We start from the raw sequence: 15842 nt of genomic DNA, 5'->3' as shown, positions 1-15842 counted from the left end.
ATGGAAGTCTTGCCGCGGCCGACGCATTTCGAAGAACGGTCTGGCCCAGAAATCTGGGTAGACGAAGCGATCTGGGGACACAGGCTCCACGACGAGCAGTCGCCTTGGCTGACGTTCCTGGAATTCCTCAATGTCCTGCTAGCCGAGCACGTCGCCGGGCGAGCGTTGCAGGAAACAGCGTTGAATAGCTTAAGTTATCGTCCGCAAACCCAGCTGCGGCTGCGTAACTTGGTGTTCAACAACCCCCACATCATAACGGTGGAGGCGGAAGATCGGCCGGACGAGATCGCTTGGGCCTCTTGGCTCGAAAAGATAGCGCAGAGCGCCGGCGGGCTAGAGTCGCCAGACTTCTCATATCTGCGGGATCGGTTCGAAACCTTCCGCGACTTTGCGGCGGTGATCAAATTCCTGCAAGGCTCGGCGATCGAGGGGGACAGCAATAAGCGCTGGAGCTCCAAATTCGTCTTTCCGTTCGGGCCTAACGGCCTCTACGAGGACGTCAATGTGAAGCCCAATAACGGGGTGACGACGGACCGACGGTTCTTCGCCCGAACCGGTGAGGTCCTCTACCTGATGTTGTGTCGAAGCCAGGGCGCGGACGCTCTGCGCGATCGCCTGGTCAGCCAGTTTCTCCAGAATCCGGCCCCTTACGATGGCATGGTGCGCGCCCTGCAGGGCGAGACGCAATACGCCAAGGTCGAGCGGGGCGGCGCCTTCCTGCCGTGTTCCACCCATTCCGCCTTTGACCGCCTAGCCGAAGATTGGTTGGCCATCCTGGCCCTGCCGATTCCTGCCTACGATGCGATCCCGCATCTCGTGGCGGTCACTGGGCTGAACCTGATCCTTTATCAGCTTGACCGAGGATGCGAGGTTCTGGGCCGCGAGCGCGCCCGCGTGGTCTGCGAGATCGTCTCGCCGAAGAAGTCTGTGGTCCGCGACCTGTCGGCCGACTCCTATCAGACTAACAACGCCCTCCCGCAGCAGGCGATGGAACGTTACATCCGGGCGACGACCGAGACCCCGGAGTGGCAGGCGGCCATCGCGTCCGACGATGCGGGCATGGAGGTCACCGAGCTCCTTAGGCGCACCTTTGACTGGCCGGATCTGGACGACGAGGACGAGCGCAGCATACCGCCCGAGGCCTTGATCGACCGGCTGGTCGAAAAAGCAGCGGTGCGCCACCGGCAGCATGTCGGCAAGGTGCACATGACATGGGCTCGGGCTATCGGCCTGTCGTCGCGTCGGTCTAGCCGGCGCGTGCGCTATGCGCCGACGGATCGGCTGCTCAAGACTCTGGTAGTGACTTGCGTGCCCAAGCGCATGGAGTTCAAGGACTTCCTAGCCACGCTGAGCGAACGCTATGGCTTGATCATTGGGGATCATCAAGCCAAGGCCTTCATCGACAGCGGCGACGCCGATCAGGAGGACTTCTCGGACAATGCGCTGCGGCTTGAGGAGCGTCTGGCGAGCCTTGGTCTGCTGAAGCGACTGTCAGACTCCTGCGCCTATGTCGAAAACCCCTTCCAACGTGAGGATGTGGCGTGAAGCCTGCGGACCTCATCGGCGCGGCCGGCGCGACCTCCATTCAGCAGCGCCTGGCCGCCCTGACGCCTGAAGACGACGTCGCTCGATATCTGCTGGATCGGCTCACCGCCGAACAGGTCGCGGCGATCGCAGCAGCGCTCCTGAAAGCGCCGGGCGTCGAAGATTTGGTGAAAATCGCCATCCCGCGGGACTTGGTCGAGGGCTTCGGCCTGCCCGATCATGTGGTCACTAGCGAGCGGACGACGGCGGTGCGCCACGCCGAATGCGACAAACCGGCTCTGCTGATGGCGAATACCGATGATGATCAAGGCGCGTCGCTGCACGACGTCACGCTGATCGGGGCCAAACAGCTGACCGAAGATGTCGGGCCGTGGGTCGAGGCCGCGAGCGCTGGGTTCGGACTGCCGGAAACCCAGCGTTCGGCGTGGCGGGCGGCGCTGCGGGGCCTTCACGACGCCGACGACTGGACGCTGCATCAGATTTCAAACTTCGTGGCCCTCACGCGCCGGCGGATATTCGAGCAGTCCAAGCCGGTGCAGGAGGCGCTGGGCTGGGCCTTGCCCGCGCTGCACCTGCCCCGCGACAGCGGCTATTTCATCGGGCTTAAAGACAAGGATCTCGATCAGCCTCGACGCTGGAAAAAGCTGTTTGATAAGCTCATCAGTGATCGCAAGCCGCTGATGGCCAAGATGCGGCCGAACAGGCAGCTCATTGAGGCTGAGGAGCTACAGGCGCAGTTCGAGGAATCGCGCGACGACATCGACCCGGCTGCACACGCCGCTATCGAGGCCTTTATCGCTGCCCCGTCGGGCTGGGGCACTGCTGCTGAGGCGTTGGCGGCGTTTGAGTGGGAGGCCGAGAACATCCTCCTCGTGTTCTCCGGCTTGAAGCTGAAGAAGACGACGCTCGCCGAAGACACTGTTACCTTCTTCGAGTTCGAGCTGCCCGGCCGACTGAGCGACGCCGACGAGGATTATCTGAAGGCGCTGAAGGGTCGTTCTCTCAAGGAGACGCGGGACGACGATCGCGAGTTCTTTGAGTCGCACCGGGACGACCTCGGTCAGGACAAGCCGCTCCGCGCCAAGTGGGAGCGGTTCATCTTCGGCCGCCCCATCGAATGTACGGACTTCCTGGCGGGGCTGCTCCTCGTGCTCGAGCGACTGTTCGGCCAGGTCAACGCCGTCGGCGGCCCGCGCAAGCTCACCATTCGATCGACCCGGCGTTCGCGCAGTCAGTGGCTGGATCTGAACGCAGATATCGGTTTGGCCTTCGGGCTGCGCTACCGCGGCTTACCGGCCCTGATGGGCGGCGCCGTGATTTGGGATGCGCCCTACATCTTCGAGTATGAAGCCTTGCTGGAGCGGGCGAAGCGACGGAAGAAGTATCGGCGCAACGAGTCAGTCTCGCGGGCCAGCCTGCAGATCAAGTTCGATGTGGAACTCGTCGTGGGGGCGGGCGGCGGCGCGGAGCGCGCAGTCGTGCAGCTTCAATGGGCAGGCCAGCCCAATGCGATCGGCGGGGAGTTGTCGAAGGACGTACGCCGCCTGCTGGAGCGGCCGCTGCGACGTACGAACGTCGCTCGCCTGCCGGTGAGCCGCAAGGGCGCGCTGCAATCGGTCTCCCTGGGCGACGTTGGAACCCTGCAACCCGCCTTCGGCCAGGACGCGGGCTCCCTCATTCCGCGCATCAACATCGGGGAGGATGTTGGCAAGCTCGTTCCGCGCCGCCTGAAGGAGGCGGCGCAGGCCGGGCGGCTTAACCCCACCCAAGTCGAGGCAATCACCGTCGCCTGGAACGCTTTCACCGACACCTACATGCGAGGCCTGCAGGCGTGGTCGGGAACAGGCTATGCCGACCCGGTGCTGTTGGAGCAGGCCGAGGCCTACGGTGCGTTGTTGCGGGAGCTGACGGCTCATGCGGTCGGAGACATCAACCGCCAGCAGCTGTGGGAGCCGATCCTCGGTCTTGGTACGGTTCAGATCACCGGCGCCGCGCCCTCAGCGATTATCTCCCCTTGGCATCCGATGCGCTTGGCGGCTTGCGCCGTCAAGATGCGCTCGGCCGCGGGTCTGGCCGACTATCTGTTGTCGGACAACGACGTGAACTTCGGGGACTCCCGGCTGTTTTTCTCGGACCTTCGCGAAGAGCTCGCACACCCTCTCTATCCGGAAGTGGCTGTCGGATACGACGGCTCCGAGCCAGTGCTCCTGTCCGAGACCGGCACGGTCAATGACTACTCGCTGTTCGAGCGGCCGGTGCGCGATCCGGCCGAAGCCGGCACTGACGTGGACCCGGGCGAGGCCTCCCGCCAGATCCGCAGCCTCCTTGATCGCTATTTGGATCTGCAGCCGCACACGGGGGCCAACCTCAGGGTCATGCTGTACAACTGCGACGCGGCGGGTCTCCCGCTCGCGGCCGTCAACGCGCTCAGCACCATGCATGACGAGGACGAGGTGCATTGCAACGTCCTGGTTCGTCATCGCGACCGCAACCGGCTCGCCCAGATCTATTCCGAACTCCTGGAGAAATCGGAAGGTGACCCGGACGCGGTAGTGGTCAGCGAGACCTCGCGCAACTTCATGTCGAAGCTGCGGATCGGCGTGATGCTCGACGCCGGCATGGCCCGGAAGGACACAGCCGGCCGGCAGATCGATGTCGCCTTCCTGCATGATGTCGTCTCGCGCCAGGCTAAGGAACAGTGGTTCTCCGTCCCAGCCACGGAGCAAAATCCCTCGCTGCTAGAGCATACGCCGTCGCGCTGGTCCTATCGGCGGGTGACGGCCGAGGACGAGCTGAAGGCCACCAGCTACCTGACCTGTCCCCGTCAACCTGACGCGGGATGGGCATATCTCGACGCTGTCGCTGGGGTAATCCGCCGTCAGTCGCATGGGGCGAACGAACACTATCTGCCGGCCCGGCAGATCTCGTTCCAAGATCACGGCCTGAAGTCGATGTTCGACGAGGTGCACGGGCTCGCAGAATGGGTCGCGACCTACGACGACCTCCTCGACAAGCGGCAACTGGCGGCCCAGGGCATCAGTGTCATCCGCTACCGGCGCCAGCGGACGCATGGTCGCAACATGGTGGTGTCATCGACCTCCGAGCTGCGACTGCTGCATGTCTTGGTGCGCCGCCGTCTGGCCGAACTGAGCCTCGGGCTGCCCGACGACCGGTTGTCGGATCTGGCTCATCGCATGATCGGCGAAGCCAACGCCGTCTCCGGCGACATCGTGCTGCGAGCGGCCAAGAGGGGCCTGTCGGCCGGCGAACTGATTGGCCTAGTGCTTAGTCGGGCGTTGGTGGCGGAAGAGCTTGGCCAGGGCGCCGCGGTCGCCTGGTTCCTCCTCGACGACTATGCTGAATGGCTAGGACAGCGCGAGGAGGGACTTGCCGACATCCTGGCGCTGAGCGTCGGGGTGGACGCTTCGGGCGCCGAACGCTTGCGGGCCTTGGTCACTGAGGCAAAGTATATTGACGCCTCCGGCCATGCCGAAGCGAGCCGAAAATCTCGCCAGCAGTTGCGCCAGACGGTCGCGCGGATAGACGACGCCCTGTTCGGAGACCCCGGGAGGCTCGATCGCGATCTCTGGCTCTCACGGATCGCCGACCTGCTCCTCGACGGGACGGCAGCCCTAGGCCATTCCAGCCTGCTGGAGCGGGTGCGTATTGGAATCCGACAGGGCCGAGTGCCGATTGATTTGCGCGGCTATTCCCACATCTTCATCTCAGGTCCGGCCACCGATGCGAGCAGTTTGGGCGAGCAAGAAGAAATCGCCGACATTGCAGGTGGACTGCAGGAGACTTTCACGCGCGAGGGTCTGCGCTCCCTGATCAAGGCCTATGAGGCCAACGCACCCCTTACGCCCGCGCGCGAGGCGCTGGGCATTGAGCACCCGTGGCGATCAGAGAGCTTCCGCACCCCGGCTTCGCGGGTTGACTGGACCAAGGCGATCGATCTGGAGCCGAAGTCAGCGCTGCCGAAGCCGGTTGTCGTCCAGGCGTTCGTGGCCGAAGACGAGGACGAGGACAGAGATGACGGCGAAGTAGTTGGCGTCGTTCCGGCCGCGCCGTGGGCGCCGGCCACCCTCGTCGACAAGGGCAGCGCCATGACGCCGGTCGCCGCACCCGCCGAGCCTCCAGTGCCCATCCTTCCGCTGACGCTGACCGCGCCTTCAGTGGCGCCGGCGCGGTCAGTGCCAGACGCCCTAGCGGATCTTATCCAACAGAAAGCTGAACAAGCGCGAGAAGATACCGTCGACGACCAGGCTTGGCTGGGGACGACCGCCCAGAAGCTCCGCAGCGCGCTGATGGGTTATTCGCTGCAGGCCAAGATCGTTGGCAGCCGGCTGACCCCGAACGCGGCGTTGGTCCGCTTTCAGGGCAGCGACCGGTTAAGGGTCGAGGATATCGAGGCGCGGCAGTCGGCTTTGCTGACGACCCACGGACTTCGCCTAATATCGATCTCTCCGCTGCCGGGCGAGATCGTAGTCGGTGTCGCTAGGCCGCAGCGCCAAACAGTGTCCATGTGGGACGTCTGGGCACGGCGCGAGCTCAACCGCAACGCAGTTGGGGTCAACACCTCCTTTGTGCTGGGCCTCAAGGAGCTGGACGGCGACATCCTCTACCTAAACCTCGGCGGCCCCTTCGCTGGCGGCGCGCAACACGAGCCACACACCCTGATCGCGGGGGCGACGGGCAGCGGCAAGTCGGTGTTGATCCAAGCCTTGCTGCTGGATATCGCCGCCAGCAATACGAGGCAGCTGACCTATATCTATCTGATCGACCCGAAGATGGGCGTCGACTACGCAGCCATTGAACGGCTACCACATCTGCAAGGCGGGGTGGTGGTCGAACAGGCCCGCGCGATTGAGGTGATGGAAGGCCTGGTCGTAGAGATGGAGCGGCGCTACGACCTCTTCCGGCAGCGTGGCGCGCGTGACATTCGCACCTACAATGGAAAGGTCGACACGGCCGAGCAGCTGCCCTGGATATTCCTAGTGCACGACGAGTTCGCCGAGTGGATGCTCAGCGATGACTATAAGGCGGCGGTTACCGCCAATGTCTCGCGTCTCGGGGTAAAGGCTCGGGCAGCCGGCATCCATCTGATCTTCGCGGCCCAACGCCCCGACGCGAACGTCATGCCGATGCAGCTGCGCGACAACCTCGGCAACCGCTTGATCCTGAAGGTCGCTAGTGTCGGAACCTCCGAGATCGCCTTGGGTGTGAAAGGTGCCGAGCAGCTGCTAGGTCTCGGCCACATGGCGGCACGTCTTAGCGGTGAGCCAAACATCATCTACGCCCAAGCGCCGTTCCTGTCGGACGACGACATCGATCTGGCCGTCGAAGCCATACGCCGCGGCGATGCCGGTCGTGAAGATTAGACGCCGGCTGGCGCCGACTCTTCATAGCCTTGGTGCGCGGCGGTTGGCACTTCGCCGACGCAAAGGCTAGGGCCGCAGTTGGTTGATTAGGTCGCGGATGAGGCCAATGACATATTGAACTTGGTTGGAGTCGACAACGCCCTGCCAAATCGCTCTGAAGATCTCCTGTGTGCCGGCCACGAAGCTGGCCAAAGGAAGCTGTTTAATGATCTCGGCGCCGAACTGCTTTGCTGCGCCTTCCGCCGCAGGTTTCGCGAGCGCTTTGACCTTGGAGAACACGTTGCGCACTTCATGGAGTGCATTGATGAGGATAGCGCGAGCGCCGTTCCGCTGAATCTCCACCGCGTTCACGATGGCCTGGTCTGCGTTGAAGCTCGGCGTGGCCTCGGCGTTTAGCGCGGCGACCGTCGCCGCCTCAAGGACCTGAGCGGCCTCGGGTTCGACGATGCCAGGAGTTTCTCGAATGGCTCGGGCGAACTCGGCGCCCGCTTCCAACGATTGGAGCGATTTGGATCGTCTTTCGGGACCGGCCTTCGCTCGATCGAGCAAGCCAACGATAGGGTCCGCAACCGCATAGATGTTGAATTGTTCGACGACGTCGCCTAGCAGCACGGCCAAACGATCGGGGAGTGGAGGTGCCTCAGGATCCTCGCTGGCCGCTGCGCGCAGCTCAGCGTCGTGCAATCGCCGCAGCGTATTTCCGTGGGACCAGATGAGATAGCTGCTCGACTGCGAGGGCGACGCGCTGAGCGTTGAGACCAAGCTCTGCAGCGCCGGCAGAATATGCTTCGCACGGTTCGACCCGGCTGCGAGGGACTCAAGGTGCCGGCACTTGGCGGCGAGCGCCTCGTGCAAGTCCGTGCGCGCCAATGGATTTTCCGGGGCCGGCGGCGCCGTCAGCCTGATCGGCGCTTGGCCTGTCTCTTCAAACGTCGGGCCGACGGCCGAGGCCTTCGGCAGCTTGTCGACTTCGAAGGCGAGAAGTGCCCGACTTGCGGGGGGGGGTGATGGGAACGCCCGGCGGGTCTACAGGCTCGTCCTGCGCCGTTCGAAAGAGATCGCGCTGCCCACTGAGTTCTTGCAATTGCAGTTCTAACGCCTCATCCGATGGCCATCGGTCTGGATCATTAAAGGCCTCGGCGTCGAACAGGGCCCTCAACAAGGTCCGATTTTCAGAATCCCGCGCCAGAATGAGCAGCATTTGCTCCCGCAGAATCTTCCGCTGCGCCGTCGATTCCCAGAGCGCTCGATATTCCGGCGAGATTGCGTGGGTGTCGAAACGCGCGAACGCCTTACTCTTGCTGGAGGGCGCCTCTCGGATCTTGTCGCGAGTTAGGCGATGTCCCTTCTTGCTAAAATTCCACAGGCCGTCGTTGGCAAGAAACCACAGGGGCTGCCAGCCTGCCGAGGCGCGGTCAGGAAAGGCCACAGCAACGTATTCGCCAAAGCGCCGGACGATGAGTTCGGAGTGGAGCAGTGCGCTATCAAGCCGCCCGATGTCGGCCAAGTCGATGGCAGCTATGACGCAAACCGGCTTGTAGTAGGTCGCTCTACCGGCGCGATTCCCACGAACGGACCGTACAACTCCGCTCCAATCTAATCTCTCGCGCGCCATCCCATCCTCGAACTAAGTCGGCCTACTTGTGACAGATCACACATCCGCCGGAGGCCTCATCGATCCCGTACACATCGTCCACCGTCTCAAGCGGGCGCGCAGAAAGCGGGTTGGCGGGGCGATTCCGGTGCAGCCGCTCGCGCCGCTTCTCGTAGTCAGCCTTGATCTGTTCGACGCGAGCTGGCGCCGCAAGATCGGTCAACTTCTCGCCAAAACTCCAGGTAAATGGAGACCCGTCATCCATTGAGGTCTTCTCGTAGGCGACGGCCTCAGCAAACCGATCGGGATGGTTTTCCGCCAGCCGCACCCATTCGATCTTTTGCTGGAAGAAACAGAAGGTGCAGCCGGAGCGAGATCTCCACCGATAATAGGCCGGCTCGCCGACGTCGGCTTGGTCGAGGATCTCGACTACGCCGGCCCGGTCGATTCCGGCATCGCGAAGCGGCAGATGGACCTTCATGTTGGGATGGGTCGACTGATACCCCTCGCGGCTTGGCTCATCGGCTCGGATCGCGACGTAGGAATGCACCGTAACGCCATCCTCGAGGTCTGCGCGCAGCCAGTGCTCCAGCGGCCGGAGCTTGAGCTGGCGCGTGCACCACCGCGTCCGGGGCGAGGGCAGGAAGTTGTTGTACTCTTTGAGCCAGAAATCGAAATCGCGGTCAGGATTGAGCCGGGCGATGGGTTGCCCAAGGAAGCCTTCGAGCCGGTCGAGGAAGCCGTAGACCTCTGGCAGCTCCTTGCCCGTATCAGTAAAGAAGTACTCGAGCGGCAGCTCGGGGAAGTGCTGGCGCATATAGACCGCGAGAGCGGCGCTATCGCGCCCACCGGATAACCCAAGAATATGACGCTCCATTATGCCGCCTCCGCCTCGCTGTCGGCGGCCAAGGCTGCGATGGCGCGCGCCAAAGCCGCCAGCTGCAGACGCTCGCCGTCTGGCTCGGCTTGCAACACCTTGAGGACCCGTTCAGCCAAGCCGGCCGCAGCCTCCTTTTCCGTGTCGGTTAGCTCGAAGCTCCGCAATATGGGCTGGGTCAATGGATCGAGGCCGACCACGAGCGCGAGGGTCTCGGTATGCGACCGGCGGTCCCGGACGACAGCCAAGGCCTCAAGTTCACGGAAGCGGCGTCCATAGCGGGCCACCTCGGTGAGCGCCTGCTGACGGTCGCGGTCTGACCAGCTGGATGCCGGACGGTGCAGCAATACGCTCAGGGCGCCTTCGATGTCGCCTCCCGTTTCAAGCCGCGCCACCCGGTCGGCGAAAGCTTCGAAAGCGTAGTCGTTGGTCAGGCCCTTGATCGTCGCCGCTCGCTCGGTTAGGCCGGCGAACGTTTCCGGCGAGACTCCCAGTGCCTTGGCGATGGCGACCCGCATCTCGTCTAGAAGCTCCGGATAGATGACTTCGCATTCCAGCAAGGCGCTGAAAACCATCTCAGCCGAGAGTGCCTCCCCAAGCGCGTTCGGAAGCGCATCGAAGAGCAGCGCCTCCGGATCCCGAGACTTCAGGACCGTGCGGCGGACCGTCTGGGCGAGGTCGCTGACGCGGCCGGTGCGAACCGCATGCGGCGGCAAAGCTTCAAAGCGCTGGAACAGCGCCTGGGCGATCGGCAGCGAGGTTGAGGCGTCTTCGACGCCGAACAAAGCTGCGAGCCCGCCGAGGAAGGCCGCTTCTCGGACTGTGCGGTCGATGGCCTTCAACCTGAAATCGTCCGGCCGCTGCAGCAGGCGGTCGACGGTCACGTCGTCGATCGCCGTCTGGAACACGCCGTCGACATAGAGCGCGACCGTCTCGCGGTGCGCCAGCATATAAGCGAGCGCCAAGGCGGGCATGACGCCCGCCTTGATGCCGAATGGCGGCGCTGACCAGATACGGAAGACCTCGCCGAGATTGACTTCGCTTTCCGCTGTCAAAACACGCCAGGCAGGCCACAGGGAAGCGCCTTGCCCCTCGGTCAGAGGGTCGGTGAATCCAAAGCGGCCCGCTTCAAGCTCACTGTGCAGGCCGAACGGCTTGATCACGGTCAGATAAAGGCCGAGCTCGGCGGGAAACCCGGTGATGCCGAGGTTCGGTTGATCGGCCCGAAGGACCATCGCATGGCAGAGCTCGCGCAACGCCGCCATCGAGTTGGATGATGGCCGGTCGCGCTGCAGTAATTCGCTCTTGAGGATGGGCGCGGCGGGATAGCCCGCATCCGCTAAGGCGCTGGCCACGATCGAGAGGGAATCGCGAACCGGCTTTGCAGGGGCTGGCGCCAGCCACCACTTCGCCTTCTCCAGCGAGATCTCAAGCGCGCGGTGCAGACGGTCGATGCAAGCGGCATGGCGAGCGGCCAGTTCGCGACGGGCGATGCGGTCGCCCTCCAATTGAGGATGGTCGCGAAGGACACGCTCAACGGCTGCAAGCTCCGCAGCGCTGTCCCGAAGCGTATAACTATTCGCCGCCGCGCCAAAAGCGACGACCTGTCCGCCCTTCTTCAAAATCTTGGCAGCGACCTTGCAAACGGTCTCGACCTTGCCGGGATCGACGCTGCCGTCACCGAGCACAAGGACAATCTGGCCGCTTCCACGGCCGGTCTTGGCCGCCGCGGCGTTGGCGATGTCTTCTGCGGTCACGTCCTCGCTAGCCAACTGTAGGGAAATGGCGAACGTCCTGAGGGCTCCCGTGATAAAGTAATGACGCTTGGCCGGCGCGACGCCGAACCCAACGCGCTGTGGCAGGCTGCCGAGCGAGGTGGCGTCGACGGGTAGGGTCGCCCGCGTTATCGCGTCTTCGAGGTCGAAATCGCTGCCGGCGAAGAGCGCATAGCCCCCAAGTCGGGGCTGCTTGATGAGTACCGCCCAATCCAGAAGGTCGGCGATGGCGCGGCCGCGCGCGTCATCGTTAGTCTCGGGGAACGACAAGGAGAGGAAGTCATCGGACAGCGCCAAGCCCGAGCCGTTTCGGAAGAACTCGAGGGCGGCGGCGGCTTTTGTCAGGGCGACATGGAGCGCACCTCCCTTGGCCCCGGCGCGTTCGATCGCCTCGAAGGCTAGGCTGAAGCGCCCGCCATCGTGGCCGGCCGCGAGTGCCATCCCGAAGTTGGAGGCCAGATAATCCCACAGGCAATTGGGTCCATAGGTCGTGGCGCCGCGTTTGGTCGTGGCAAGAAATTCCTGAAAACCGGCCGGTTCGGCGGAGCTCAGAAAGCCGAAGACACTGCGCTCGTTCTGGGCAAACCGGGCGCGTGAAACCGGACCCAAGAGAAGAGCGGTGACCGGGTTCAGCGGCCAGGTCGCCGCGAGAGCCGCCGAGAGCGTCTCCACCTCTGTGGGGCGTCGGCGCGCCACGGCCTCCGCCGTCGCGGCCGCCAGGTTGTGGAATCCGGCGGGCGGCGGCGGACTGCTGATTGCACGTCCGAGCAGAGCCACGGTCTCATCGGCACCGCTCAGGAAGGCGATGTCGTGGAAACGGCCCTGGACTTTAGCCCACTCCTGACGAGCGTCACGCGCCGCCCGAGCAGCGTATTGATCAAACGATTGGTGGAGAATGCCGATGATGACCAAGCGGCCCTTGCTGCGGGTCGCGTGCTCGGCGAGATCCTGAAGCAGGTGGATGTCGCCACCGCCCAGTGCCTCGTGTTCGAGGAGCTTGCCGAGTTCGTCGAGCACAATCAGCGTTCCGCTCGAGCACAAGGCTCCGGCGCGCTTTATCGCACTGATCAGGGCCGCGTCGGATTGAGCGGCATCGTCCCGCTGTTGGTCGGTCCACGCGAAAGTGACAGCCGCCGCCGCGGCGAGAGTGTCACGCAGGGCGACGCGGCTGCCAGTAACCGCCACCACTTTCCACGGCCCATGATCCTCCGGGAAAGCCTTTGCATAGGCGGCCGCCAAGTCCTCTCCGGCGATCCCGATCGCGATTGAGCGGTTCGTCGTCTTCCCGGCCACGAGATTGGCGAGGAGGAGGGCGGCACTGGATTTGCCGCCGCCGTAGGGGCCTGTCCAAGTAAAGGCGCCTTGGCGATGCTCTGCCTGGCTTTGCGCCAAGGCCGTAAGGGACTTGGCAACGCTGGCCTGCAGCACATAGCCGACCAGCGGCGGCGTGCCGTTGAGGTCTGCGTCAATGCGCGCAGAGCGGGCGAATCGGCGATCGATCGAGATGGTCTCGGAGAGCAGGCTCACGCTACTGCCTCGACCTTTATGGTCGCGCCATAAGCCCCCGCCACCAAGGCCAAGGATTCGACATCGCCGCGGCTTTGAATTTGTCGAAGGCCGGCCGTGTCGGTCCATTGCCAAGCGCCATCGGTCAGCTCGTGAAGGTGCATTAGCCGGGTGATCACACTATCCTCATCGAGCTTGAAAACCCGTCCTGGCGAGCCTGGCGCGAAGCAAACTTGCTCGGCCGCTAGCGTGCTGGCTCCGCCTTGGCGGCGCCAGAAATCGGCTAGGGCATAGGCAAAGACGCCGTCATCGAGGCTCGGCTTCGGCCCGCGAACGAACTCGTACCAGCCGCCCAATCGCGCCTCGCGGACGAGGCCGAGCTCGGCCAGCAGCGGCTCGGCCGCATCCTCGTTGAGCGCGTCGCCGCGGCGCACATAGCTGCGCAGGAAGACCTCGACGTCTCGTTTCAACGTGCCTCGCGTCGCTCGCCAACCCTTAGTAGTCACGACCTCGAGCAGATCGTCGACCAAGGTCGGTGGATCGAATTCGATCGCTGTCAGGGCGTTGAAGGCGTGAAAAGCCGTCGTAGTCATCTCCGGGGTCGCGGCCATGTGCCAGTGACAGAGCCAGACAGTGGCCGGGCGCTCCAGGAACGGATCGAGCCCGTCGTCGGCCAATAGAAGTCGGCCCAGCGGGGTCGGCGACACGATGCGGTCGATTTCTTCAAAGAATCCAGAGGCCAAAGCCCAGTGGCGCATCGAGACGGCCATGTTGCGGCCGACGCCAAAGCGTGCAATAGCATCTTGTTCTTGGAATGTTCTCGACGGGGCGCCGTCGCCGACATCATCGAAGACCTTCTTCAGCCATAGGAGGCGCAACGGGAAGGTCTCGTGCCCCGTGAACTGCCCTCTGGAATCGGCGTAGATTGCTTCTCGTCTCATTGAGGGAAGGCTACTGGTGAAACCCTCCAGTGGCAAGCCGACAGCGTGCTGCGGCTGCAGAAAATTCGTCGGCAGCCAGGGATACAGCGCGTTCATCTAGATATCGGTTAAAGAATAGTCGAACGACCTGATTAGCTTTTTGACGAGAATATCCCATTGCATCAAGGACATGTGACGTCACGAGTTGACCAGACGTGCAGGCGGATCCAGTAGAGATGGCGACCTTCTTACCGAGCGCGGCGCATAAAGCGTCGGCATCGACGCCTTCAATACTGATTGCGCCACCGCCCGGCACCGTCGCATGATCGTTACTGACTCGGGTAAAACGAAGCTGCTGCGCGGCGAGACGGTCGAGGAACAGGTCGAATAGCGCCTCCGCCGCAAGCGCGCCTTGCGCTAGGCTCTTGGCTGCGGACTTCGTGGCTGCGCCGAAGCCGGCGATCAGGGCGACCGGTTCGGTTCCAGGCCGTAAACCGCGCTGTTGGCCGCCGCCGAACAGCAGAGGACGCGGGTCAGGAACCCCTGAGGCGCGATACAGCGCGCCAACGCCCATCGGGCCGTAGCACTTATGGGCGGAGATGCTGAGGTAGTCGACGTCGAGATCGACCACATCCAAGGGCAGCTTGCCGACCGCCTGCGCCGCGTCGGTGTGGAAAAGGGCGCCATAGTGGTGGGCGAGGGAGATTGCCTCGGCGACGGGTTGAACCACGCCCGTTTCGTTATTGACCATCATGACTGAGGCCAGCAGGAGCCGCTCATCGACGAGATCGGCGAAGGCGGCAAGGTCGAGGCGACCGGCCGCATCCACCGGCGCGTGGATGACTTCGAGACCGGCGTCGGCCAGGGAGCGCGCGGCTTCAAGCACCGACTTGTGCTCAATCGCCGAGACGACCAAGCGGTTTCGCGTCGATCCAGAGGTTCGCAAGGCCTGCGCTACGCCGAGAAGCGCCAGATTGTTCGCCTCAGTGGCTCCGGAGGTGAAGACGATTTCCGCGGGCGCTGCCCCGATGAGCTCGGCCACCGCCGCGCGGCCCGTCGCCACCATCGCGGCCGCCCCCTCGCCAGCGCCATTTGGAGATCCCGCATTCCCGGGCAGGTCCCAAGCGGCCAGCATAGCCGCCCGTGCCTCAGGGGCCAGAGGCTGAGTGGCGAAACCGTCGAGATAGATTGGTCCGTGGGCCACGATAAGGGAATCGCTAAATGATGTCTTGTCGATGCCCGGGACGGTAACGGCAGGACGGCTGACTTCCAAGGGACAAGGTGCCCGGTGCCTAGCGCGGCCAGACGTAGTGGGCACCTGCATGGAGATTGGCCGGTCTAATATCCAGCTATTGATGGATTGGATAGATTATCCAATTATTTCAAATAGTTAATTTGGTATGGTGTGCAAAATTTGTGCACGCATGTTCCACTTTTCTTCTCTTTTCTATCGCGCGCGGCGCCATCCGCAGCTCGCCTAGGACGGCATAGCGCGCGCGGGGATCGCCAGCTTCAATCCTGCGGCCATTATAGATGCGCGAGAGCCACCGGATGCACTTCGGTGGCCTGCCCAGGTGGAGTCTCTGCCGAGCCTCGTGGTTATGCACTCGGCAAAATGCGTCGATCTCACGATCTATCGCACCTTGATGTGACGAGGATGTTGGTTGAGTTCGCGGTGCACCGGGATCAGTCGCAGTTCATGATCGCTGATCACCCCTAGCTGACAATGGGAATGTCCGCTTCAGCAGTTATTCCCGCAGCCTAGCAGGCCGGCGAGGTCGTGGCCGTTCCGCATGCCAGAGACGGGGCGGCGTCGAAGGTGGCGACGGTGTTTGGTTCGCGGCAAGCGCAGGTCAGCACGTCCTATGTGTCGAATTCCTTGCGGCTCCTCCCAACCCCGCCCGCGCCGTTTCGGCGGCCGCGGGCTTCTTTTTGAAAGCTCTGCTTCCGCCTTTCTCTTGTATTTGCACGCTAGGCTACTCCTCCGTCTAAAACATGTTGAACTGGCTGGATTTCGGGCTCTCTTAATCAACCCCGTCCGGGGGCCGTCTGAACGGTTCCCGACCAAATCGGGGGCAAGATGGCGGCTTCGCACACCAACACGGAAGGGCGCGCGCGCAGCTCACGCATGTTGCGCACGGCGCTCGGGCCCGCCATCGCCCGATTCCTGGAAGACCCGGCCGTCGTCGAGGTGATGCTGAATCCGGATGGTCGCATCTGGGTCGACCGTCTGTCCGAGGGACT

At 63.5% G+C, this 15842-nt stretch carries 8 protein-coding genes and 1 pseudogene; 3 read left to right on the top strand and 6 right to left on the bottom strand.

What is annotated here, in order from left to right; genetic code table 11:
- Both AC1RRW_RS21635 and AC1RRW_RS21630 read left to right on the top strand, forming a co-directional pair.
- Entirely contained in the window at nucleotides 1–1545 is a 1545-nt protein-coding gene (locus tag AC1RRW_RS21635) for a methylation-associated defense system protein MAD7 family protein (RefSeq protein WP_492903700.1), read from the top strand.
- Nucleotides 1542–6926 carry an FtsK/SpoIIIE domain-containing protein gene (locus AC1RRW_RS21630; protein ID WP_492903699.1) on the top strand — a complete coding sequence of 1795 codons (5385 nt, stop codon included), beginning with the start codon at nucleotides 1542–1544 and terminating at the stop codon, nucleotides 6924–6926. Before AC1RRW_RS21635 ends, AC1RRW_RS21630 begins: the two co-directional genes overlap by 4 nt.
- Before the next feature lie 66 nt (nucleotides 6927–6992).
- Here the strand turns inward: AC1RRW_RS21630 and AC1RRW_RS21625 are convergent, their stop codons facing one another.
- The 6 genes from AC1RRW_RS21625 to AC1RRW_RS21600 form a co-directional block, all read right to left on the bottom strand.
- Nucleotides 6993–7796: a hypothetical protein gene (locus tag AC1RRW_RS21625; RefSeq protein WP_492903698.1), complete on the bottom strand. Its 804-nt coding sequence runs from the start codon at nucleotides 7794–7796 to the stop codon at nucleotides 6993–6995.
- Nucleotides 7797–7851: 55 nt separating this feature from the next.
- Complete coding sequence (locus tag AC1RRW_RS21620; protein ID WP_492903697.1) at nucleotides 7852–8433, bottom strand: hypothetical protein; 582 nt, start codon at nucleotides 8431–8433, stop codon at nucleotides 7852–7854.
- A gap of 130 nt (nucleotides 8434–8563) precedes the next feature.
- Complete coding sequence (locus AC1RRW_RS21615) at nucleotides 8564–9397, bottom strand: phosphoadenosine phosphosulfate reductase domain-containing protein (protein WP_492903696.1); 834 nt, start codon at nucleotides 9395–9397, stop codon at nucleotides 8564–8566.
- Complete coding sequence (locus AC1RRW_RS21610; RefSeq protein ID WP_492903695.1) at nucleotides 9397–12699, bottom strand: hypothetical protein; 3303 nt, start codon at nucleotides 12697–12699, stop codon at nucleotides 9397–9399. Before AC1RRW_RS21610 ends, AC1RRW_RS21615 begins: the two co-directional genes overlap by 1 nt.
- Nucleotides 12696–13715: a DUF4007 family protein gene (locus tag AC1RRW_RS21605; protein ID WP_492903694.1), complete on the bottom strand. Its 1020-nt coding sequence runs from the start codon at nucleotides 13713–13715 to the stop codon at nucleotides 12696–12698. Before AC1RRW_RS21605 ends, AC1RRW_RS21610 begins: the two co-directional genes overlap by 4 nt.
- Entirely contained in the window at nucleotides 13630–14871 is a 1242-nt protein-coding gene (locus AC1RRW_RS21600) for a cysteine desulfurase family protein (protein ID WP_492903693.1), read from the bottom strand. The genes AC1RRW_RS21605 and AC1RRW_RS21600 overlap by 86 nt, the downstream gene beginning before the upstream one ends.
- 807 nt (nucleotides 14872–15678) lie before the next feature.
- Between AC1RRW_RS21600 and AC1RRW_RS21595 the strand changes: the two are divergent.
- Nucleotides 15679–15842, top strand: a pseudogene (locus AC1RRW_RS21595) (P-type conjugative transfer ATPase TrbB); the annotation flags it as partial.

The sequence above is a fragment of the Allobosea sp. GW821-FHT12C12 genome, assembly GCF_058807355.1.
This window is presented reverse-complemented; position numbering and strand designations above follow the sequence as displayed.

Bases quoted from the DNA above. Each gene is read 5' to 3' on its own strand.
- AC1RRW_RS21635 (WP_492903700.1), top strand. From the start codon at position 1: ATGGAAGTCTTGCCGCGGCCGACGCATTTCGAAGAACGGTCTGGCCCA.
- AC1RRW_RS21615 (WP_492903696.1), bottom strand. From the start codon at position 9,397: ATGGAGCGTCATATTCTTGGGTTATCCGGTGGGCGCGATAGCGCCGCT.
- AC1RRW_RS21605 (WP_492903694.1), bottom strand. From the start codon at position 13,715: ATGAACGCGCTGTATCCCTGGCTGCCGACGAATTTTCTGCAGCCGCAG.